Annotated in this window: 18 protein-coding genes and 1 riboswitch; of the genes, 8 read left to right on the top strand and 10 right to left on the bottom strand. The window is 59.8% G+C overall.

Annotated elements, in window-relative coordinates:
- Positions 1 to 12 precede the first annotated feature (12 nt).
- Positions 13 to 91, bottom strand: a riboswitch (cyclic di-GMP riboswitch).
- Positions 92 to 678: 587 nt separating this feature from the next.
- Together MJO47_RS06340 and MJO47_RS06335 are read right to left on the bottom strand one after the other, a co-directional pair.
- Positions 679 to 2,130, bottom strand: a complete 1,452-nt coding sequence (locus tag MJO47_RS06340) for a DUF3466 family protein (RefSeq protein WP_253960274.1) — start codon at positions 2,128 to 2,130, stop codon at positions 679 to 681.
- A 60-nt stretch (positions 2,131 to 2,190) separates the two neighbouring features.
- On the bottom strand, positions 2,191 to 2,928 hold the full coding sequence (locus tag MJO47_RS06335) for a hypothetical protein (protein WP_253960273.1): 738 nt from the start codon (positions 2,926 to 2,928) through the stop codon (positions 2,191 to 2,193).
- 434 nt (positions 2,929 to 3,362) lie between these two features.
- On the opposite strand from MJO47_RS06335, the gene MJO47_RS06330 reads away from it, so the two are divergent.
- The 3 genes from MJO47_RS06330 to MJO47_RS06320 all read left to right on the top strand — a co-directional run bounded on the left by MJO47_RS06330 (position 3,363) and on the right by MJO47_RS06320 (position 5,488).
- Positions 3,363 to 4,847 (top strand): YdiU family protein, encoded by a 1,485-nt coding sequence (locus MJO47_RS06330; RefSeq protein WP_253960272.1) that lies wholly within the window; start codon positions 3,363 to 3,365, stop codon positions 4,845 to 4,847.
- 99 nt (positions 4,848 to 4,946) lie between these two features.
- The gene (locus tag MJO47_RS06325; RefSeq protein WP_253960271.1) at positions 4,947 to 5,189 is read left to right on the top strand and encodes a type II toxin-antitoxin system ParD family antitoxin; all 243 of its coding nucleotides are present in this window, start codon (positions 4,947 to 4,949) and stop codon (positions 5,187 to 5,189) included.
- Positions 5,189 to 5,488 (top strand): type II toxin-antitoxin system RelE/ParE family toxin, encoded by a 300-nt coding sequence (locus MJO47_RS06320; RefSeq protein ID WP_253960270.1) that lies wholly within the window; start codon positions 5,189 to 5,191, stop codon positions 5,486 to 5,488. Before MJO47_RS06325 ends, MJO47_RS06320 begins: the two co-directional genes overlap by 1 nt.
- Positions 5,489 to 5,596: 108 nt before the next feature.
- Here the strand turns inward: MJO47_RS06320 and MJO47_RS06315 are convergent, their stop codons facing one another.
- Entirely contained in the window at positions 5,597 to 6,448 is an 852-nt protein-coding gene (locus tag MJO47_RS06315; RefSeq protein ID WP_253960269.1) for an MBL fold metallo-hydrolase, read from the bottom strand.
- Positions 6,449 to 6,874: 426 nt separating this feature from the next.
- Here MJO47_RS06315 and MJO47_RS06310 point away from each other — a divergent pair, with 426 nt between their 5' ends.
- Both MJO47_RS06310 and MJO47_RS06305 read left to right on the top strand, forming a co-directional pair.
- Positions 6,875 to 7,471 carry a DUF2179 domain-containing protein gene (locus MJO47_RS06310; protein WP_253960268.1) on the top strand — a complete coding sequence of 199 codons (597 nt, stop codon included), beginning with the start codon at positions 6,875 to 6,877 and terminating at the stop codon, positions 7,469 to 7,471.
- Positions 7,472 to 7,508: 37 nt separating this feature from the next.
- On the top strand, positions 7,509 to 7,925 hold the full coding sequence (locus tag MJO47_RS06305; protein WP_253960267.1) for a GreA/GreB family elongation factor: 417 nt from the start codon (positions 7,509 to 7,511) through the stop codon (positions 7,923 to 7,925).
- Positions 7,926 to 7,985: 60 nt separating this feature from the next.
- On the opposite strand, the gene MJO47_RS06300 is transcribed toward MJO47_RS06305, so the two are convergent.
- The 3 genes from MJO47_RS06300 to MJO47_RS06290 are packed head-to-tail and all read right to left on the bottom strand — an operon-like array spanning position 7,986 to position 11,659.
- Complete coding sequence (locus MJO47_RS06300) at positions 7,986 to 8,768, bottom strand: 4Fe-4S binding protein (RefSeq protein WP_253960266.1); 783 nt, start codon at positions 8,766 to 8,768, stop codon at positions 7,986 to 7,988.
- Positions 8,769 to 8,784: 16 nt separating this feature from the next.
- Positions 8,785 to 9,855 (bottom strand): type IV pilus twitching motility protein PilT, encoded by a 1,071-nt coding sequence (locus MJO47_RS06295; protein ID WP_253960265.1) that lies wholly within the window; start codon positions 9,853 to 9,855, stop codon positions 8,785 to 8,787.
- A gap of 46 nt (positions 9,856 to 9,901) precedes the next feature.
- Positions 9,902 to 11,659 carry a DUF4388 domain-containing protein gene (locus tag MJO47_RS06290; protein WP_253960264.1) on the bottom strand — a complete coding sequence of 586 codons (1,758 nt, stop codon included), beginning with the start codon at positions 11,657 to 11,659 and terminating at the stop codon, positions 9,902 to 9,904.
- Positions 11,660 to 11,837: 178 nt separating this feature from the next.
- Here MJO47_RS06290 and MJO47_RS06285 point away from each other — a divergent pair, with 178 nt between their 5' ends.
- On the top strand, positions 11,838 to 13,736 hold the full coding sequence (locus MJO47_RS06285) for a long-chain fatty acid--CoA ligase (RefSeq protein ID WP_253960263.1): 1,899 nt from the start codon (positions 11,838 to 11,840) through the stop codon (positions 13,734 to 13,736).
- 73 nt (positions 13,737 to 13,809) lie between these two features.
- Here MJO47_RS06285 and MJO47_RS06280 read toward each other — a convergent pair whose 3' ends face one another.
- Entirely contained in the window at positions 13,810 to 14,193 is a 384-nt protein-coding gene (locus MJO47_RS06280) for a hypothetical protein (protein ID WP_253960262.1), read from the bottom strand.
- A gap of 202 nt (positions 14,194 to 14,395) precedes the next feature.
- Between MJO47_RS06280 and MJO47_RS06275 the strand changes: the two genes are divergently transcribed.
- Together MJO47_RS06275 and MJO47_RS06270 are read left to right on the top strand one after the other, a co-directional pair.
- Entirely contained in the window at positions 14,396 to 15,007 is a 612-nt protein-coding gene (locus MJO47_RS06275; RefSeq protein WP_253960261.1) for an arylesterase, read from the top strand.
- A 72-nt stretch (positions 15,008 to 15,079) separates the two neighbouring features.
- A complete protein-coding gene (locus tag MJO47_RS06270) occupies positions 15,080 to 16,477 on the top strand; it encodes an MATE family efflux transporter (RefSeq protein ID WP_253960260.1) in 1,398 nt (465 codons plus the stop codon).
- Positions 16,478 to 16,552: 75 nt separating this feature from the next.
- On the opposite strand, the gene MJO47_RS06265 is transcribed toward MJO47_RS06270, so the two are convergent.
- From MJO47_RS06265 to MJO47_RS06255, 3 genes are read right to left on the bottom strand one after another with little or no spacing between them, the layout of a single operon-like run.
- Entirely contained in the window at positions 16,553 to 17,593 is a 1,041-nt protein-coding gene (locus tag MJO47_RS06265) for a GMP reductase (RefSeq protein WP_253960259.1), read from the bottom strand.
- A 15-nt stretch (positions 17,594 to 17,608) separates the two neighbouring features.
- Positions 17,609 to 19,636: a molybdopterin oxidoreductase family protein gene (locus tag MJO47_RS06260; protein ID WP_253960258.1), complete on the bottom strand. Its 2,028-nt coding sequence runs from the start codon at positions 19,634 to 19,636 to the stop codon at positions 17,609 to 17,611.
- A gap of 10 nt (positions 19,637 to 19,646) precedes the next feature.
- Positions 19,647 to 20,474 (bottom strand): S1 RNA-binding domain-containing protein, encoded by an 828-nt coding sequence (locus MJO47_RS06255; RefSeq protein WP_253960257.1) that lies wholly within the window; start codon positions 20,472 to 20,474, stop codon positions 19,647 to 19,649.
- Between the last annotated feature and the right edge of the window lie 41 nt (positions 20,475 to 20,515).

The raw sequence follows: 20,515 nt of genomic DNA, 5'->3' as shown, positions 1-20,515 counted from the left end.
CCTGACGCTTTCTTCGGTAGCTCAGCCACCCTCAATATGAGGGCCTGAAGCTTTGCGTCGCCAGATCACCCTGACTTTGCTCTTATCGGAAAACGCTACAGATGTTTTGGTGAAAAGTTTTGCTTCTATACAACAAGCCACTTCAATAAATCAACTCAGGAAATCCCTGAGTTGCAGCCTGCAACATACTGAAATAACTTACTCATCCAAAACTCCAAGTCAAGAACACGCTAGGACACTAACAAATAGGGGATTTTTTACACCAAAAGATTTTTTCGGTTTTCAAACCTTTTTCATCCCCAAGCAGATTTCACATTTTCGAGCAACTTTGTCATTGCAATAAAGTATCTGAGCGTTTCGCACCGTTTCCATAAAAGCTCTCTCATGCTACCCCTTGATAGCAAAGCACCAACACCCCTTGGCAAGGATTGCCATAACAGGTTCGCCTCGTTGCCCAAGCGCTCTTTCCACTGTCTCAAGTCAACGTCAGGTACTGGCCACCGATGTAGATAGGATCAGGATTGATGGGGAGCCCCCAAAGTGCGCCCGACTCAACCTAGGACTCGAAGCCGCAAAGCGAATATTAATAAAACAACCTGACAGTGAGTCTCTTTTGAGTTTTTACGGCATCAGGCAACGGCGGGATCTTTCGACCCCGCCGTTGTTAGGAGAAAAACCTTAAGGAAAGGTGGGGTTCAGATAGAACCCGCGATAATGGGCGTTTATGGTGTTGGAATTGCCAGCCACCTGGCCGTGGGTATTGATGGCGACGGCTTCACTAAAGGGGTAAGGAAAAAGGAACGCATAATCGTAGAAATCACTATGGGTTCCCAAGTCATACATAACGCCGTCATCCCACAGGAAGGCATGGATTATTTGCTCGCCGGTCTCCGGATGCACTTCCCCTGTTTCGCTGTAGCCGACAATCTGTCCGGCATCATTGATGCCAGTTGCATAGCTGTTACTGCCCCCGAGGGTTCCGAGATCCCTCATGACGCCCTCTTTCTCGGCGTTGAGAGCCCAGAGGAAAGCATGGGTAGCACCCGAAGATGTTTTTGAATTGCCTACCAGCTGATCCCTGTCGTTAAGGTCAATCGCTTCGCTGAAGCCCCCGCCGAGATCTCCGACCACTTTCATGGCGCCGCCATCCCAGAAGAAAGCCTTGTTACCCGAATTTCCGACGACATGCCCCCGGTCAAGAGGTACGGTGACGGTATTGTTGATATCCACTGCGACAGTGGAAGTCTGCCCAGGAAGGTGGTTCAGGCTTTCAATGACCCCAACTGCCAGGTCGATAAAGACAGCCGTCCCGCCTGAATTGACCACCACCTGATCAATCTCATTGATGGCGACGGCTTCACTATTTTGGCCAATAATGCCGCCCAGCCTAAAAAGACCCGGGACATCGCCGGAGACAGGCGCCCCAGGCGTCACCATGGTGATACCATCCCAATAATAGGCATGAGTCCCTTCCGCATCATCAACAGTGAGAATGACTTCGCCCTTGTCATTGATATCTACAACTTCGGAGTAAGACTTATCAAGCGTCCATGCATCGGCATCCGAGTCCCAACTTATCGGGGCGAGATCGACAAAAGTATCCGTCGCGCTGTAGTAGACAAAGCCGCGTTTTTCACTCTCTTCCGGCCAGCCTGTCCCTGTCGTCGAGTGTCCAATAACCACGCCACTGTTGTTGATGTCTACGGGCTCGCTGTAGATAAAGCGTGCTTGGCCTGCACCACCATAGTAATCATCAAAATAACCAAGATGCATGGGAATCAGGGTCATTCCGCCGACCGGGTCCCACAAAAAAGCTGCTTTCACAGGGATTCCAGCATTGGATTGGCCCACAATCTGTCCGGCGTCGTTGATGGCAATGGTTTTGGTATAGTACCAGTTGTCGCCCGCGCTCCCGAGAAGATCGCCCGTATCCGTAAGGTCCCCCAGTTCACCAACGGGAGCGCTGATTGTTGGGACGTCGATAATGGTGCCAGACCCTGAATCCGGTACGGTATCGGTTCCGGTATCTATAGTGCCACTATCGGTTCCGTCGTTGCTCCCGCCGCAACCGCCAAGCACCAGGAGCATGGCAACAAACAGGGCGATGTAAAAAGCCAAAATTCTCTTCATAATTCCCTCCAGTAAATGCTTCATTCTATGGACGTGATTTTCAGGGCATGTGTCTCTTTTCTAAAAAGCAAAATAAATCGCCGCGCCAATGGATGCAGAGTTTTTCAACTGTGCCTCCAGGTCTACGCTGAATCCATGAGAAAGGGGCCAGCGAATACCAATGAAGCCCCCAACAGTCCCCTCTTTTTCCAGATCGATCTCGGCAACATCCGTAACTAAACCATCGGTTGCGACGCTACGATATTCGGCCTCCGCGAGATAGTAGAAAGGCCCGCCGTACAGATAGGCGCCCTCCACCTCGCCCTGAAAGGCCAGGCCGAGATTGGCCTCCCACATTTTCTCCAGGGAAACTTTCTCCCGAACGGTTCCTATCGTAGAAACGTCTTCATAGGTGGAATAGTAACTACCTTGTAGAAAGGGCCCTACGGCGACTTCACCCCAGTGGAACAGGGGTCCACCAAGCCCAAAAGAGCCGTAGGGGAGGAAGGTGTCTGTAGCATCATCGCTGCTAAAGCGAAAGGCCTCGTCGGCGTAAAAGTCAGCGACCCCCCCCCGGATATAAGCCCCCCAGCGCCCCCCAAGCCCCACGCCCAGCTGGGCGTAGAACGCATTCTGCTTTAAAGAGAGTGTTTCACTGGATACATCCGTCTCCCAATCGGAGGAGCCATAGGAATAGCCCAAACTGAGCTCGCTTTGCCCAGCGCGTAGCGGGGAGGCAATCGGCCCGAAATGTTCCGCAAAAGCTGATCCTCCAATCAAAACAAAAGCCACGACCATCAAAATACAAAACCTTGTCATTCACCACTCCTGAGAAATAAAATAAAATTGTAAAAACATGGATGTTCCAAGTCGTCCATTTTCGGTCAATACACGGCCCCAAAGGCCTGCCTGATGCCTTACCAAACCAAGCGAGCCAGTTTGACACTTTTGGGTAAACGCTACTCATATTTTATGAAAATTTTAATTGCTATATTGAAATTAAATCATCATGTCAACTCAGAAAATCCCTGAGTTGCATCTTGCAACACCTTGAAATAATTACCTGAACCCGAAATACTCGGCAGATGGAAAGCTAAGCTGCGCAAAAATGGTGATTTTTTTGCCCTGAAGGCATGTACCTGACTTCCGGATTTTTATATCTGTAAAACGGTCTCCTCTCTCCCCTTCTAGCAACCAGGGCGTTACAATAAAAACAACTGCGTGTTTCGCCCCTTTTTCAGAAAGGCTCTTCTATGCCTCTCGACAACACCACCACCCCACCCCCCATGGGCTGGAAATTCGACAACAGCTACGCTGCGCTGCCCGAATTCTTTTACCGGCGGTTGGCCCCGGTGCCGGTCCGGGCGCCGAAGCTGATGATTTTCAATCGTGCGCTGGCCGCAGAACTTGGCCTTGACCCGGAGCGGCTGCAAAGCGGCGAAGGAGTATCTATTCTTGCCGGCAATGTGCTGCCGACTGGAGCACAGCCCCTGGCCCAGGCCTATGCCGGGCACCAGTTCGGCCACTTCACCACCCTGGGTGACGGCCGCGCCATCCTACTGGGGGAACAGATCACCCCAACCGGCAAGCGGCGGGACATTCAGCTCAAAGGCTCGGGCCGTACGCCCTTTTCCCGGCAGGGAGATGGACGGGCGGCGCTGGGGCCGATGCTGCGAGAGTATGTCATCAGCGAAGCCATGTACGCCCTCGGCATCCCCACCACCCGCAGTCTGGCGGTGGTGGCCAGCGGCGAGCCGGTGCGGCGCGAGACGCTGCTGCCGGGCGCTGTGCTCACGCGGGTGGCCGCCAGTCACTTGCGCGTGGGCACCTTCGAGTATGCGGCCTGGCAGGGTACGCCCGAGCAGGTGAGGATGCTGGCCGATTACAGCATCCGCCGTCATTATCCCGAGGCGGCACAGCAGGAGAACCCCTACCTCGCCTTCTTCGAGGCCGTCATGGAGCGACAGGCCGCCCTGATTGTCCAATGGCTGCTGGTCGGTTTTATTCACGGGGTGATGAACACGGACAACATGGCGATCTCGGGTGAAACCATCGACTACGGCCCCTGCGCTTTTATGGACATCTACAACCCGGCCACCGTCTTCAGCTCCATTGATCAGCACGGCCGCTACGCCTTTGCCAACCAGGCCCACATCGCCCAGTGGAACCTCGCCCGGTTCGCTGAAACCCTGCTGCCGCTCTTCGCCGACGGGCAGGAAAAGGCCATCGACCTAGCCCACACGGCGCTGAAAGGTTTTGAGGACAGGTTTCAGGCTTACTGGCTGAAGGGGATGCGGGCCAAGCTGGGACTGGCGGATGCGCAGGAAGGGGATGCGGGCCTGATCGAAGAGCTGCTGAAAATCATGCAGCGACTGGGTGCCGACTACACCAACAGTTTTCGTGACCTCGCCCGTGAGGCCTCACCGGATAACGCGCTCTTTCAGGACGGGGAGTTTCAAAGCTGGCAGCAGCGCTGGCAGACCCGGCTGGACCAGCAGGGCAAACCGCTGGCAGAAGTCAGGGCAAGCATGGATGCCCACAATCCGGCCGTGATTCCACGCAACCACCGCGTCGAAGAGGCGCTGGCCGCTGCCGCCGAGGAGGAGGATATCAAACCACTGGAAAAACTGCTGGGGGTGCTGGCGACGCCCTATGCGGAACCGACCGAGGCCGACCAGGCCTATCGGCAGCCGCCGGAGCCGAGCAACCGGGTTTATCAGACGTTCTGTGGCACCTAGAACGGTGCGTGACAAAACTCAAAAACAAAAACAGGGTTGATTCAGTACCAATAAATATTATAATTCAATATCAGAACAACAAAACCGACGGAGGTTCACATGTCAAAAAACACCAGCGTCACCCTTGGGCGCCATTTCGAAGAGTTCGTTGCACATAAAGTCTCTGAAGGGCGGTTTGGGTCAGCCAGCGAAGTCATCAGGGCAGGACTGCGTCTTCTGGAGGATCGGGAAATCAAACTTGCCGCGTTGCGCCGGGCGCTTATCGAAGGTGAAGAAAGTGGTTTCGCTGAATATTCGCTCGAAAAAATCAATCGCGACCTTGACGGCGAAGGTCAGGCGTAATGCCACGGTTTCTGCTCACAAGAAAAGCGGAGGCAGACCTGAAAGAGATTGCTCGCTACACCCAGGCACGCTGGGGGCGTGAGCAACGGCTGAAATACCTCAAGACCCTGGACGCCTGTTTCTGGACTCTGGCCGAGAACCCGCATAAGGGCGAAGATTGCGGCGAGATACGGGACGGTTACCAAAAATGGCCGGTTGGCAGCCATGTTGTTTTTTACAGGTTGGTGGCGGGCAGGGTAGAGATCATCCGTATCCTCCACCAAAACATGGACACTGAAAACCGCATCAACGAGACGTGATCTTTAAATTCTGACACACCTACAGCTATTAATTTTCAAACCCGGCAGTGAGGCAATCCGGCACGCATGTTCGACCCCTTGAAAGTCGCTTTCTCCTAGTCTCAACCCCTACCGCATCTTCAGGCTCGACTCAAAGGCTCTCGCCACGAGAGGCATGGCCGCAAAAGGCGGCAGACCGAGTTCGGCAACGGCTTTTTGGCAGAGCTCCATGCCGCTTTGCCCCTCTGCCCCCTGGCTGCTGTTGATTACGGCGGCATGAATGCGGTGGAGATAGGACAGGCTCTCTTCCATCCGCTGCCGAATCTGTTGGCGCCCCTGCATGGGGGGCTCCCAGGAGGAAAACAGGGTGTTGAGATTTTGGATTTTCTGCAGCCTTTTGAGCGAAGCAAGGCATTGCGAAATATCTTCGTAAATGGGCAGATCGCCAGGGAGAATCAACGTATCCCCGGTGAAGAGGGCGCTTTCCTCTTCAAAGAACAATGAAATGGAACCCCGGGAATGCCCGGGCGTGTGAATAATCTGGCAGCGGAGGTCTTTTTCCAGTTCCAGCAGCTCGCCGTCTGCCACCAACACGTCGACCTCGACCGCCCCTTCGACCAGAGTATGAAAACCGGGAACGGGTCTGTCCTGGAATTGTTTTTCGGTATCTTCAATCCACGCCTGTTCGCCCTGGTGGGCAAAAACCGTACAACCCGTCTGCGCTTTAATGCTTTTGGCGGCACCGAGGTGGTCCGGGTGCGAATGGGTGAGAATTAAGGAGGAAATCTCCTGCGGATCACGGCCCTGCTGTTTTATATAGTCCCCAATCGTCCCGGCGGCGCCGGCCACGCCGCTGTCAATGAGGTGAATGCTGTCGCCAAAGAGCAGATAGACAAAAGCAAAACGGTCGAGTGATTTCTCGGCGGAAAGAGGCACCGTAAAGGGGATTTTCAGCGCGTGTATCTGGGGTGTGATCTGCATGGGTTTTCCTCTCCATTGAACTTTTACCGACAAGGACCTGCTGCTCAAAACGCCATCATCCTATCTTATTTGAAAATCAGCCGAAATCAGAATATACATGAGCGCCCCCATCTCAACCCGCAGCTGTTGTCTACCCGCAGCTTGCTTCTCTGATGGCTTTCTGCTAGGGTGGCCTCACTATGACACCTTATCTCTCGACCAAACTCAACCCCCTTGTTGTTAATACACCCTTGGTGCGTCAGCCGGCGGCGGGCACCTGGGGACGTTATGGCGGATTCTGACCCGAATCCAGCCCCGTTTCCAATCCCGCTTCGCCAGGCCACAGACTCTCCCGTCTGTGGCCTTTTTGCATTTGGGATCCCGATAACCACTTTACCCCTGTGACCGACCCGACGATTGGTCATCTTTTTAGCGAAGGAGTTTTCGATGCTTACGGAACTTGGCAGTCAATCAGATGTTTTTCAGGTGTGGCTGGTGCCCCTGCTGGTCTTTCTGGCCCGCATTCTGGATGTCAGCCTGGGCACGCTGCGGATCTCCATGGTCTACCGGGGACTCAAGCATCTGGCGGCGCCGCTCGGTTTTCTGGAAGCGCTGGTGTGGATTCTGGCCATCTCCCAGGTCATGCAGCACATCGACAACTGGGCCACCTACCTGGCTTTTGCCCTCGGCTTTGGCGCCGGCAATTACGTCGGTCTGCTCATCGAGGAGCGCCTGGCCTTTGGCAACCTGATCATCCGGGTCATCACTCCCGACGAGGATCCCCGCTTAAGTGCCGCCCTCTGGAACGCGGGCTTCGGCGTGACCAATGTCAACGCCCGGGGCGAGTCGGGCCCGGTCAAAATCATCTTTACCGTGGTGCGGCGACGCGATCTGCACAAGGCGCTGCAACTGATCAAAACCTTTAACGAGAATGCTTTCTACACCATCGAGGATGTGCGTTTTTTCAATGAGACCCACGTCCCTTTGCCCAAAAGCAAGCTGCCCAAAAGATTTTTCCGTCTGCGGGCCCTCAAATCCCGTTGACTCTGGCTTCTGAGCCATCACGAAAGGAGTTATCCTCATGAATCAGCAAACGCTTACCTTCACGGACTATGACGTGGAACGCCTGGAAATCATTCTCGAGGGGGCGCAACGCTCGGCCTCCCTCCAAAAAAGCCACCTGGAAGCGCTGGCCGAAGAGCTGGAAAAAGGGGACATCGTCTCGTCAAGGGAGATTGGCGCTGATGTGGTTACCCTGAACTCGCGGGTCAGGCTGCGCGATATGGCCAGCGACAAGGAAATGGAGGTCACTCTGGTGTTGCCGATGGGGGCCAATTTTTCCGAGGGGCGTCTGTCGGTGACCTCGCCTTTGGGGATCGCCCTGCTCGGCTATACAACGGGTTCGGTGATTGAATGGCCGGGGCAGGCGGGCCGCAGAAAGGCCCGCATCGAGGCGGTTCTTTACCAGCCGGAGGCGGCTGGTCATTACCATCTGTAGAGGAGGCATTAAAACCCGAGGGCCGGTCATTCGCCAGAGCGATGCCGGCCCTTTTTGCAGCTACAGAAACAATTCGGGCTCGCGGCGCTCGCTGAAGTTGGTCACCAACAGCTGCCGTCTGGCCTCGATCATGGGATGATGGAACGAGCGCGCTACAACGGGACACACCTTGACACAGGCGCAGCACATGACGCAGTTCTCGGCCGCGGTCGTCACCTTATCCTCCACCCGGATGACCAGGGTCGGGCAGACCTTGGCGCAGGCGCCGCACAGCGTGCACAAGGCCTTGTCGGTGGCGGGGGCGATGCCGCCGAGGGGAACCCTCTCCTTGTAGGGGGTGTCGCCCGGAATTCGCAGAGTAGCCGGCATGGAACACCTCTGCAGTTTTTCGGCGATCTGGGCGCCGAATGCGCGGGCCTTTTGCCGATCCGCCGCATCGGGGCGGCCGGGCGCGATGGGCTGGGTCGGGGTGGAATAGGAATGCTCACCGATGAAGGCGCCGGCGGCGAGCACCGAGAATCCCTTGGCGACGGCGCCATCCCGCAGCTCGACCAGCGCATCCTCAAAAGCCCGGTTGCCGTAAAGCGCCACCAGCACCACCGGCACGCCCGTGGCCGACAATCCCTCCATCCTCTGCAGACAGACTTCCGGCACCCGCCCGGCGTAGACCGGCACGCCGATGATGGCCAGCCCGTCGGTGAGCTGCAGGTCGAGCCCTTCTTCCAGACGGGTCAGGTCGTAGTGTCTGACCTCGTCAGCCGGCATGCCGGCGGCGATCTCCTCGACGATTTTGCGGGTGGTGCTTGTCGGCGAAAAATAGATTAGATGGACGGTGGTCTGCATGGCGGCCCCGGGCGATTCAACTGGTGAACATCAGCTTGCGCTCCAGGTCCATGGAGCGGGTGATGCGCTTGGCTTCGTCGACGGCGATGATCTTCTGCTGGCAGAGCTGGATGAGGTGCTGGTCGAGCGTCTGCATGCCGTATTGGGCGACGCCGTTTTCGATGTGCTTTTCGATTTCGTCGAGGCGGCCGTCACGGATGCAGGCCTGGATGGTCGTGGTGGAGCGCATCACCTCGACGACGGGGATGATGTTCTCACCGCTCTTGTCCTTGACCAGGCGCAGAGAAACGGTGGCCACCAGGATATCGGCCAGGCGCTGGCGCATGACTTCCTGCACCTCGGGGGGAAAGTTGCCGATGAGGCGGTTGATGGTGGAGGAGGCGCTCTGGGTGTGCAGGGTGGAGAAGACCAGGTGCCCGGTTTCGGCCGCCTTGATGCAGGCGTCGATGGTCTCCATGTCGCGCATTTCGCCGACCATGATGACGTCGGGATCCATGCGCAGCGCCGCTTTCAACGCCGCCCCGAACCCCTCGGTGTCGATCCCTACCTCGCGCTGGATGATGCAGCTCTTGCTGGAGGTGAAGAGAAACTCGATGGGGTCTTCGATGGTGATGATGTTGTAGCTGTAGTTCTCGTTGAGAAAGCGCAGCATCGAGGCCAGCGTCGTCGACTTGCCGTTGCCCGTGGGGCCGGTAACCAGAATGAGGCCGTTGGGTGCCTTGACGATTTCGGAGAGAACCGTCGGCAGGTTGAGCTCCTGAAAAGAGCCGATTTGCGGGGGGATGACGCGCATGACGATGCCGATCACCCCTTTCTGCCGGAAAATGCTGACGCGAAAGCGCCCGCCATTGGGGAGGGAATAGGAGGCGTCCTGCTCGCGCAGATTCGGATCGAGCTTGCGCTTATTGGCTTCAAGGATGGTTTTGGCGATAAATTCCGTATCTTCAGGCTTGAGCTTGGGCAGCTTGGAGCGGATCAGCTGGCCGCGGCCCCGGAAGAAAGGCGGGTTATCCACCTCGAAGTGAACGTCCGACACCCTCTTCTCAAAAGCGATTTCCAGAATCTGGTTCATTACTTTGGCGTCCATGCACATATCCTCTTAAAAAGATGTAAAACTTGGCCGAGAATATCACCTACCGCGAGGTTTTTTCCAGTTTTTTACGGTACAGGGCGTTTTCCGCCACCAGGGCGGCCTGGGCGGCCAGGCGCTCCAGCTGTTCCACCGGCACCGCTTGCGCCTCGGCCTCGCCGAAATCGGCGTAAAGGACGGCCAGCGTCCGGCCCCGGACATGCAGAGGGAAGAGGAGAGCCTTGGGCGTGGCCGCCGCCCCCAGAGCCTCATAGAGAGGAGTGCTGAGGCCGCCGTCGTAGAGCAATCCGAAGAAGGGATGCCTCTCTTCCGTCACCTTGCGCAGAAGACTGGATGTTTCCAGGGGGATGCGAAGGGAGGGCAGGGTTTCGGTTTCGCGGTCGTTCCCGCCGAAGCCGATCCCTTTTTCCGCCACGAAGTCGTCCTGGCGGGCCGCCAGGGTGAGTACCCGGGGGAAAATGTCGGCCAGGATTTTAAGCAGAGACTGATGAACCGCCGGAATGGAGCGACAGGCGATGAGATCGAGCACCCCCCGGGCCAGGACATCTTCGACTCCGGCAACTTTCTGTTCGAAAAAGTTGTGCAGGTAAAGGCGCAGGGTCTCGATAAAAGTGAGAAGTTCCACGGCGGTGGTCTCCTGGCGCCCATCGACGAAGGGCCGCGGAAAGACTGCGCGGGCCCCCTCCCGGTAGGACTGCAGGATAAAATCACGCTCAAGGGAAAGGGCCAGTTGCAGCGTCTCCACGTGGGGATATTTGAATTTCTTTTCGCGACGCAGGCGGTGAATCTTGTCGGCGGAATAGCCGATCCGGGCTTTTTGGGGGCAGTCCATCACCAGCAGCGGCCGAATGCCCTTGTGCAGGGACTGGTCGATGATGAGGTCGAGATCCTGATCGTCGTTGGTGGAAAAGATCAGGGAACCATCACTTTTGCCGAGGGTGGTGAGCAGATAGGTGAGAAACTCGTCGGAGCTGAAAACGATCACGGCCCGTGCTCCCCCTGCGGGACTTGATGCTTCTTTGGCCCGATCGGCGGCGTCGCCGAGATAGGCGAGAACCTTTTCCTTTTCCGAATCGGGCCAGGCCGGCGCCAGGGCGGCGATTCGCGACCGATGGATGGCGACAGGGTCTCTTTCCTCGAGCACCGAAAAGACGCCGGGTATACGCGTCTCCAGCTTGTGCAGATCGGCGAGCCCCAGATCGTCTTCGGAAATGCTCCAGCCGCTCTCTTCGTCCTCCATCGCCTCCGCCGACGGCTGTTCGTCCTCCTCACTCAATTCTCCGTCGCGCTTCTTTTCATCGTAAATGCGCAGCGCATCCATGAGCACGTTCTGGCTGTTAAGCAGAAATTCCTCATTGAGCTTCTCGGGAAAATACCGGTATTCGTCGGCAATAACCACATTCTCCACGTCGAGGGAGAAGGTACCGGCTTTCCAGGTCAGTATTTCGACGATAGTCATTTCGATGAGCAGTTGCAGTCCCTTGAAGGCCAGGTCCTTGTTGATGAGCCCCCGGGCCATGAGGGTGGCGATGAGGGGCTTGCGGTTTTCACCGGCCTGCTTCTGTTCGTCGAGCGCGGCTGTCAGGTCCTCCTCGCCGATGGCCTTCATCTCCAGCAGAATCTCCCCGATGCGCCCCCGGCTTTGCAGGTTGCTGGCGCTGCCGATAAAGCCATCCTTGAAGACCAGCTGGCAGGTTCCCCGGCGGCTTTGCACCGTCAGGGTTCCCGATTTGCGGGCCGCGTGGATGAGCTGGACAATATCGACGATCGGCAGGTGTTCCAGGTCTCCGGTAAAGGACATGACGTTACCTCTCTGGGAAGAATGGGATGGAAAGATCCCGGTGCGAGCCATAATTAAACCCAAAAAACGGGCAGGATTCAAGGCCGCTGTCGATCTGGCGGCCGCACAAAAGAGTCTTGTGCAAAACCCGCCTCTCACGGTAGAGTACCGAAAAAGACAGGGAAAGGGTCAACAAACCATGATAACCACCAGCCCTACAACGCTTTTCGACGTTTTAATCCAAAGCTATCGGCAGTTTCCCCAGCGGACGGCTTTTATCTACCGGGCGGCCGGCGAAGAGTTCGCCGTCACCTACGAAAAGCTCTTCGACGATGTGCTGCTGCTGGCCCGCGCCTTTGGGGAGAAGAAGATCGGTCACGGCTCCAAGGTCATGCTCCTCTCGGACAACCGGTACGGCTGGATGGTTACCGACCTGGCCCTCATCTCCCTGGGCGCCATCAGCGTGCCGCGCGGCAGCGACACGCCGACGCGGGAGCTGGAATTCATCATGAGCCACGCGGACTGCGAATTCCTGGTGGTGGAAAACGAGGAACTGTACGAACAACACCGTGAAATGACGGACAAACTGCCTCAGCTCAAGGTGACCTTCATCATCGAATCCGAGAGCCGGCACAAGCTTTTCCAGCCCATCTACGCCTACCAGGATCTGCTGCAGGACCGCACCATAACCCCCGAGGAACTGCAGGAGTTTATCCTCAGCAGCGCCCAACGGCGACCGGAAGATACCGTCACCCTGGTCTACACTTCGGGCACCACGGGGATGCCCAAAGGGGTGGTACTGACCCATCGCAATCTCATGCACCAGATCGCCAGCCTGCCGCCCATCATTGCCCTGACGGAAGAGGATCGCTGGCTCTCCATTCTGCCGTCCTGGCACATCTTCGAGCGCACGGCCGAATATATCGCCCTGGCGGCGGGCAGCTGCATCGTCTATTCGACCCTGAAGACCTTTGCCGATGACCTGATCACCTATCAGCCGACCCTGGTGGCCACCGTGCCGCGCCTGTGGGAATCCCTCTACAGCAAAATCAATGCCGCCCTTGAGAAGCAAAGCAAGAAGAAGGCCAAACTCTTCCGCTCCCTGGTGTGGATCTCGGCCACCTTCCGGCGCAACAGCCGTCTGCTCAAGGATCATCTCCCCCGCTACGAGAAGGTCTTTTTTCTGCGCCGCTGGCTGCAGAAACTGCGGGCGCTGGGCGTCGTCGTCCTGCTCTTCCCCCTGTACCTGCTGGCCCGCAAGAAGCTGGCCCTGGTGCAGGAAAAATTCGGCGGCCGCCTGCGGGTGGCCATCAGTGGCGGCGGCAGTCTCCCCGACTATCTGGACGCCTGGCTTGACGCCGTCGGCATCCGCATCGCCAACGCCTACGGCATGACGGAGTGCGCCCCCGGCATCGCCGGCCGCGCCCTCGACTGTCCCATTTTTGGCACCCTGGGCAAGCCGATTGCCGGAACGGAGGTGCGCATCGTCGACGAGCACGGCCAGGTGCTGCCGGCCGGTTGCGAGGGCGAGGTGCAGGTGCGCGGCCAGCAGGTCACCCCCGGCTACTACAACAACCCTGAAGAGAACGAGAAATCCTTCACGGCCGACGGCTTTTTCAAAACCGGCGACCTAGGCAAGTTCACTCTCACTGGCGAACTGGTGCTGTGTGGCCGCTCCAAGGAGATCATCGTGCTGGCCAGCGGCGAGAACATCGACCCCACCCACATCGAGGCCACCATCACCATGCTCCCCTTCGTGGCCGACGCCGTGCTGGTCGGGCAGGACAAGAAAGGCCTGGGCGCCCTCATCGTCCCCGACATGGACAAACTGAAGGAATACGTGACCGACAAGTTCAGTCACCTGGTAGGGGAAACGGAGGACTTCCTCAACGACAAGCAGGTGATGGCCAAGGTCAAGAATGAAATCAACAAGCTGCTGCACCCCAAGAAGGGCTTCAAGCCCTATGAGCGCTTGAGCGGTATCCGTTTTCTGGATAAGGAATTCAAGGCGGGGGAAGAGCTGACCAACACGCTGAAGAAAAAGCGTCACGTCATTGAGCAAAAGTACAAGGAGATCATCAATAAGCTGCTGAAATAAGTCGGCGACGGGCGAGAGAAGGTGGGGACGCCGTTATGGCGCCCCCGCGATGGGGAGAGAGAATCCGGTTGCGTTACCAGGGGATGCGCAGGTCGATGGCTCCATACCCCGAAGGAGGGATAACCGCCCCGTAGATCACCCGCAGCACGCCGTCAGGCCCCTGGCGATGATGGGCGGCGGGACGGTAGTGCCCGTGTTTTTTGTGCCCATGCTTCGCCTGCTGGTGGCCCCAGCGCGGCGGCTGGTTTTTTCGGTGCTGGCCATAGCTCTGTCCTTTGCCCTGGTTGTTGCGATAGTGCTTCGCTCCATAGCCCTGCTGATGGCCCCGCTGATGATGCGACACTTCCTTGACCACCACGACCTTTTTCCTGGCGTCGTGGGCTTCGGCGGCCAGGGGAGCCCCGAGGGCGAACAGACTGCCAATCAACAGCACCAACAGAGTTTTCATGGTTTTCATGGCACGCTCCTTTCCTTTGGCAAGACATCGTATAAACGGCTTCTTTGTGGTCAAGCCTACCCCGCCCCGACCACAATAAAAAGCCGATATCGCGGCGAATGCCCCCTGATGTCTAGTCGATTCAATATCATTTCAACCAGTTAGCAAAGACCACATCGGGTGACAGAGCTCTGCTTTATCACCCCGTCGCAGGAGATTTTTCATGTTTCGCCTTCTTCATTTCTTAGCCATCGCTCTTTTTTTGCTGCTGGCCGGGGGTTGTGACCGCGGACCGGCCATCGCTCCCTTGCCCGAGGACGCCATCGTGCTGGCTTTTGGCGACAGTCTCACGTACGGTACCGGCGCCGGCTCGGGTGAATCTTACCCCGAAGTGCTGGCCGCCCTGCTGGGCCGCACCGTCATCAACGCAGGCGTGCCCGGGGAGACCTCCGCTCAGGGTCTGCGGCGCCTCCCGGACGTGCTGGCCGAATACGAGCCCGATCTGGTCATTCTCTGCCATGGCGGCAACGACTTTCTGCGCCGCCTTGACCGGCAGCAGCTGGCCGCCAACCTGGAAGCCATGGTCGCCCTCATCCACGACAGCGGCGCCGAGGTCGTTGTGGTCGGCGTTCCCCAGTTCGGCCTGCTTTTGAAGACCGCTCCACTCTACGATCAGCTCGCCGAGACCTACCACCTGCCTTACGAAGGGGATATCATCACCGATCTGCTGGGCGACCGCGACCTCAAGAGCGACACCGTACACCCCAATGCCGCCGGTTACCGACAGCTGGCCGAGGCCCTCTTTCGCCTCATCGACCGGGCGCAGCGGTCCTGACGGGGTGTTTCCGCCACCCGCCCATTCCGAGCTTGACCCGGGAACGACACAGGCATAAGATTCCGCTCCATCATGGATACCATTCCCTCCACCAAACGCCAGCGCTCCCTGCGGGAGCTTAAAACCCTGGCCATTCTCTCCGGCCCCCTCGTCGCCGCCCAGGTCTCCCAGTCCGCCATGGGATTCATCGACACGGTCATGGCCGGGCGGGTCGGCTCCGTCGACCTGGCGGCGGTGGCGATGGGTGCGAGCATCTGGCACCCCCTCTTTCTCTTCATGCTCGGCATCCTCATGGCCGTCACCCCTTCTGTTGCCCAGCTGCACGGCGGCGGCTTCCGCCGGGAGATTGGCCACCACGTGCGCCAGGCCCTGCTCCTGGGCCTGGTCCTGAGTCTGCTGGTCATCCCCCTGCTGCGCCACGCCGGCCCCGTGCTTGTCTGGATGGAGGTCGACCCCGTGGCCGCGCCCAAAACCCTGGCCTACCTGGAAGCCATTTCCTGGGGGATGCCGGCCATTGCCGGCTTTTTCGTCCTGCGTCACTTCAGCGAGGGGCTCTCCTGCTCTAAGCCGAGCATGATCATCAGCCTGCTGGCCCTGCCCTTCAACGCCACCGCCAACTATGTGCTCATCTACGGCAAGCTCGGCCTGCCTGCCCTCGGCGGCCCGGGCTGCGGCTGGGCCACCTCGCTGACCATGTGGTTCATGCTGCTGGGCATGCTGGTGATCGTGCGCCGGGGACAGATCTATCGACCGGCGCAGCTCTTTGACGCCTGGCCGCGCCCCGACTGGCAGGAGATCGGCCAGATTCTTCGCCTGGGGGTTCCCATCGGCTTCTCCCTTTTCGTCGAAGCCAGTATCTTCGCCGTCATCGCCCTGCTCATCGGCTCCCTCGGCGCTGACATCGTCGCCGCCCACCAGATCTGCCTGAGCTTCTCGACCCTCGTCTTCATGATCCCCATGAGCATCTCCAGCGCCATCTCCATCCGGGTGGGCTGGGCCCTGGGCAGCCGCGACCTCGCCCTCGCCCGCCGCGCCGGCTATACCGGCATCGCCCTCACCGGCGTCATCGCCCTGTGCACCTCGACCCTCTGCCTGCTCTTCCCCGAACCGGTGGCAGCCATCTACACCACCAACCCCGAGGTGCGCCGCCTCGCTGTCGAGCTGCTCATCCTCGGCGCCCTCTTCCAAGTTTCCGACGCCATCCAGGTCAGCACCTCCGGCGCCCTGCGCGGCTACAAGGACACCCGGGTTCCCATGTTCCTGCTCATCTTCGCCTACTGGGGCGTCGGCCTGCCCATCGGCTACAGCCTGGGCCTCACCTCCCTGTGGGGCGAACCGATGGGAGCGGCCGGCTTCTGGATCGGCCTCATCGCCGGTCTCACTACGGCAGCGCTGCTGCTGAGCGGCCGCCTGGTGCGGGTCATCCGCCGCCATCGCCGCGCTGGCCTGACTTCACCGTCATCCGCCTGATCCCCCCCCCCAAAAAAAGCAGGGGCGACCTTGTGGGCCGCCCCTGGCATCGTACTCTCTGCAATATAATCTGATCTAGCCGGAAAAGGTCTGGTTCTCCTGTTCCAGCACCCGGATGAAGGTGGTGCGCTTGGTGAGCTCCTTGAGGGCGGCAGCGCCGACGTAGGTGCAGGCCGAACGCACGCCGCCGAGCACGTCCTTGACCGTCTCGGCGAGCGGGCCCCGATAGGGAACCTCCACCGTCTTGCCTTCGGAAGCGCGGTAGTGGGCGACGCCGCCGGCGTGCTTCTCCATGGCGGTGGCCGAGCTCATGCCGTAGAAGAGTTTGTAGGCCTGGCCGCCGCGCTCGACGATTTGGCCGCCACTCTCGTCGTGGCCGGCGAACATGCCGCCGAGCATGACGAAGTCGGCCCCACCGCCGAAGGCCTTGGCCACATCGCCGGCACAGACGCAGCCGCCGTCGGAGATGATGCGCCCACCGAGGCCGTGAGCGGCGTCGGCACATTCGATGACGGCGGAGAGCTGGGGATAGCCGACGCCGGTCTTGACCCGGGTGGTGCAGACCGAGCCGGGCCCGATGCCGACCTTGACGATATCGGCGCCCGACAGCAGCAGCTCTTCCACCATCTCCCCCGTCACCACGTTGCCGGCGACGATGGTCTTGTCGGGCCAGTCTTCGCGGACGCGACGGACGAACTCAACGAAGGCCTCCGCGTAGCCGTTGGCCACATCGATGCAGATGAAGGCGAGCTTGGGGTGGTCGGTCAGAATCTGCGTCAGCTTGGTGAAATCCTCCTCGGAGGTGCCGGTGCTCACCAGAATGCGCTCATAGATGTCGTCGGCCTTCCCCTGCAGCCAGGCCGCCCACTCCTCCAGACTGTAATGCTTGTGGATGGCGGTGAGCAGACCGAAGCCGGCCAGCACCTCGGCGGCCTCGAAGGTGCCCACCGTGTCCATGTTGGCGGCGATGACGGGGATTCCCGTCCAGGTTCTGCCGCTGTGCAGAAAGGTGTAGGTGCGGTTCAGCTCCACCTGGGCGCGGCTCTTGAGGTTGGAGCGTTTGGGGCGGATGAGTACATCCTTGAAGCCCAGCTTGATATCGGTCTCTACGCGCATGCTTCCTCCCTGTGGCTAGGACGGTCCCGGTGTGAACCGTCGAACCTCGATGCGATTGTCATAAAAGGTGCTCCCCTCGCCCCGATCGGTCAAGCGCTGCGAGGTCAAAGCGTTGACGGTGCGGGAGCCGGGGGCGAATTCACCCCACCAGACCCCTTCGGCCACGGCCACCCCCGGTGGTACCTGGTCGTCGGCCTGCAGGAAAAAGACGACCTCGCCGAGATCGTTCCAGGCCGTAACCTTCTCCCCGTCGGCCAATCCCCGGACCGCCGCCTCATCGGGATGCAGCCGCAGACGCATGTCCTGCTGCCGCCTTCGCAGGGCATCCTGCTCGCCGAAAGTACTGTTAAGCCCAAAGAGGCTGGGCGCCGTCAGCAGGCGCAGGGGATACAGCCCTTCTTCCTCGTAGCTGGGACGATAGCGGGGCAATGGGTCAAGCTCGCGCGGGTTGTACAGTTCAATCCGGCCCGAAGGGGTGAGAAAACGGCGGCGGTAGTCGTCGGGCAGACGCAGATGAACCGCCCTGCCCTCCAGCAAGGCCGCCGCGTCGATCCCCTCGCGCAGGGGGCTGGGAATGGCGAGCAGATGGTCGATCGTCTCCTCGGCGCTGTGCCGATAAATCTCCTCGTCCAGCCCCATGGCCCGGGCCAGCAGGGTAAAGACCTCGCGGTTGGAGCGGCTCTCTCCCACCGGCGGAATGCAGGGGCGGGCCCGCTGGATGAAGTAGGTGCCGTAGCTGCGATAGAGGTCGCTGTGCTCGACGGAAGAGGTCGCCGGCAGCACGATGTCGGCGTAGCGCGCGGTATCGGTCATAAAACGCTCATGCACGACGGTGAAGAGATCGTCCCGGCTCAAACCCCGCAGCACGGCGTTCTGATCGGGGGTCACGGCAGCGGGATTGGCGTGATAGACGTAGAGGGACTGGATGGGCGGCGTCTGCAGCTCAGTGAGGGCGTGGCCGAGCTGGTTCATGTTGATGAGACGGGTGGGCGCGGCCAACAGGTCTTCTCGCGTCAATTCGGCCGCGGCAAAGGCCGCACTGGTGGAGGTGCTGGGAAAGCAGCCACCGCCGATCTTGCCGTAGGCGCCGACCAGGGCCGGCAGGGCGGCGATGGTGCGCACGGTCATGGCGCCGTTGCCGTAGCGGGAGAGGCCGCTGCCGAGACGGATGCAGGGCGCCTGGGCTCCGGCGTAGGCTCGGGCCAGTTCCTCGATGAGGGAGGCCGGCAGTCCGGTGCGCCCGCTGGCCCAGATCGGTGTGCAGGCGGGCAGCACCTCGGCAGCAAAAGCTTCGTAGCCCTGCACCTGAGCCGAGACAAAGGGCTGATCGACCAGGCCTTCGCGAGCAAGAACGTGCATCATCCCCAAGGCCAGGGCCCCATCGCTGCCGGGGCGCAGCAGCATGACGCGGTCGGCCCCGGCGGCTGTCGGCGTGCGATAGGTATCGATAAGCCACACGGGCGCGCCCCGACGACGGGCCTGTTGCACAAAGGGAAGATAGTGGATGTTGGTGGCGGCGGCGTTTACTCCCCAGAGAATGACCAGATCGCTCTGCGCCACCTCGTCGGGAGGCGGCACCACCGTATCCCCCATGATCGCCTGCCAGCCCGCGCCCTTGGCGGGCGAACAGATAGTGCGGGCCAGCCGGGAGGCACCGAGCGCGTGAAAAAAGGGATGGCCGGCGTTGCGCTGCACCAGCCCCATGGTCCCCCCGTAGGAATAGGGCAGAATCGCCTCGCCGCCGTGCGCGGCGATGATGCTCTGCCAGCGGGCGGCGATGCGCTCGATGGCCTCATCCCAGGTGATGGGCTGAAAATCGCCGCTCCCCTTGGCACCGCGGCGCCGCAGGGGGGTGGTCAGGCGGCGGGGGGAGTGCACCGTGCGTTCGTAGTGCTGCATCTTCGGGCAGAGAAAGCCGCGGGTGAAGGGGTGTTCGGGATCGCCGCTCACCTGCACGACCCGCTCCCCCTCGACCGCCACCAGCAGCCCGCAGGTGTCGGGGCAATCGTAGGGACAGACGGAACGCCGAATCCTTCGGTTCATAGCCTCACCTTCAGTTCGATTTCAGCCGCACCCCGTCGTCGCTGAGCTCCACCCGTTTCTCCTTGTAGAGCCCACCCACCGCCTTTTTGAACACTTTCTTGCTCATCCCCAGGCGCTTCTGGATCTCCCAGGAGGGACTCTTGTCATGCAGGGGGAGAAAACCCTCCTTCTGCAGGGCGGCCAGCAGGGTATTCCGGGCTTCCTCGATCCCCTCCACACCGCTCTGACGCAGGGTGACGTCCAGCTTGCCGTCGGGGCGCAGGGTCTTGACGTAGCCCGGCAGGCGATCGCCGCGCTTAAGGCCGCTGCGCAGTTCGTCCTTGTAGAGCAGGGCCCCGTAAAGGCCGTTGACGATCACCTTGGCGCCGAGGTCGGTGTATTGCCAGAGGATGAGCTCGACCCTGTCCCCCTCCTTGAGATCCCTGATCTCCGGCTCCAGACATTCGTCGAGGCGGGCCGTACCCACCACGCGGCCCCGGTTGTCGAGGCAGACCTTGACCAGGTACTTGTGTCCGGCCCGCATGCGTTCGGGCTGCTCGCTGTAGGGGACGAGCAGATCCTTGGGCATCCCCCAGTCGAGAAAGGCGCCGTGCCGGGTGACGTCCTTGACCTTGAGCACGGCGAATTCGCCGACCTGGGCCTTGGGCAGATGGAGGGTAGCGACGGGTTTTTCCGCGGCGTCGAGGGTAACGAAAACGGGGTAGACGGCCCCGACCCTGGCGTCGGCCGGAACTTCACGGATGGGCAGCAGGACCGGTTGGGACTCCTCCCCCAGCCAGGCCCCCTGTTCATCGAGACGATGGACTTTCAGGTTTTGAATGCGGCCGATTTCAAACATCAGATCCTCCTGCGGGCTGGCCCCAAAAAAGACAACGCCGG

Origin of the sequence: Desulfuromonas sp. KJ2020 (assembly GCF_024197615.1) — a bacterium.
Lineage (GTDB): Bacteria > Desulfobacterota > Desulfuromonadia > Desulfuromonadales > SZUA-540 > SZUA-540.
The sequence above is the reverse complement of the archived record's forward strand: the minus strand, read 5'-3'. Positions and strand labels throughout refer to the sequence as shown.